Origin of the sequence: Sulfitobacter sp. 1A15299, assembly GCF_043556915.1 — a bacterium.
Lineage (GTDB): Bacteria > Pseudomonadota > Alphaproteobacteria > Rhodobacterales > Rhodobacteraceae > Sulfitobacter.
Window position 1 is genome coordinate 1 of record NZ_JBIFFJ010000077.1, and the last position, 1330, is coordinate 1330.

The window sequence follows — 1330 nt, forward strand, 5'->3', positions numbered from 1 at the left end:
TTCGCGATCCGCGAAGGTGGCCGGACTGTCGGCGCGGGCGTCGTTTCCAAAATCACCGATTGATCTTTGGATCGGGCTTTCAAGCCTGACGTCTGAAGAAATAGAAAGGCCGCAGCCTTTGCTGCGGCCTTTTGCGTTGCTGGGGTCTGTGATCCCCCGGAGACAAAAAAAGCCGGCTCCCGTAAGAGCCGGCTTTCATCATTCTAATCCCAACAGAATCAAGCCGCGTCAGCGTTCACGCCACCCTTCGTCGCGATCTCGGTCATGCGGCGGTCGCCGTCATAGGTGTGATCGAGCTGCTCCTGCAGTTGCGCACCATCTACATCCTCGCCCAGACGATTGGCGAAGGCGACAACGCAGCCGTAACCCGCCAACGCATAGTGCACCATCCGCTGATACTGCGTGATGATCATCGCATCGCGGGCATCGCTGTCGCCAAAGTCTTCTTCCAGCACATGTTTATGCGCCTCTTTTACAAGGCCTTCCATCCCGTGGCAGTGCTCGCCATCCGGATCGAGGTCATGTTTGGCGCAGATTGACTTCAGCACATCCATCCCCTTGGCAATTCCATTGCTGCCGTCGATCAGCGCTTCGCTCAGCTCCTTGTCTTCCGCCGCGCGGCCCAGAGCATTGGTCGCTTCGAGCGATTGTTTGCAGGCAGAGTAGAGGTCTTGCAACTGGTCGGTGTAGACGTCTTTGAGATTGTTCATAGTCATCGGTCGTCCTCCAATTTCGGGCTTGGTTCGACGGGAAAACGTAAGCTGGACGGTCAATGTTCCCCAAAGAAGAGAATATCGGCGGAAAGGTCAGATCTGCTCTTGATCCGCCGCCCGTTTGCGACTACCCAAGCCACCGGCATAGGGGTTTAGCTCAGTTGGTAGAGCATCGGTCTCCAAAACCGAGGGTCGTGGGTTCGAGTCCCTCAGCCCCTGCCACATTTCCTTGAATTCCGTACGAAGCTGCGCGAGCGTATCGTTCGTTGCGGAGTCCTGCATCCGCGAGAGGCAGGGCCGTACCTTTAAGGCTATGTCGGTCTGCGGCAATTTATTCTTTATAAGTTTACCCACCCTAGGCCCGTCACCGCGCAAGTGTTCAGCGAGTCGCGCTGCCTCGGGGCGATTCACCCAGCATCCCCTCTATGGCGCTCCACTCGGAGATGATTCACGCGGTCATGGATGGTTCTACCAGTGTCATGCTGCCATCGCGGCGAAGCGCGGGGCCAGTTCCTATGGAAATAGCACGCCATTTCAGCGACTTGCCGAAAGGTTCCCCGAAATATCATCTTTTCTCAAATTTCTGCTTGCGGCTTTGCGCCACTCGCCTTAGAACC

General features: G+C 56.5%; 1 protein-coding gene and 1 tRNA gene. One reads left to right on the forward strand and one right to left on the reverse strand.

Annotated elements, in window-relative coordinates:
* Nucleotides 1-218: 218 nt before the first annotated feature.
* Nucleotides 219-716: a DUF892 family protein gene (locus tag ACGYK7_RS19130; protein WP_394403954.1), complete on the reverse strand. Its 498-nt coding sequence runs from the start codon at nt 714-716 to the stop codon at nt 219-221.
* A gap of 143 nt (nt 717-859) precedes the next feature.
* On the opposite strand from ACGYK7_RS19130, the gene ACGYK7_RS19135 reads away from it, so the two are divergent.
* A tRNA-Trp gene (locus tag ACGYK7_RS19135) sits at nt 860-935 on the forward strand.
* Nucleotides 936-1330 lie beyond the last annotated feature (395 nt).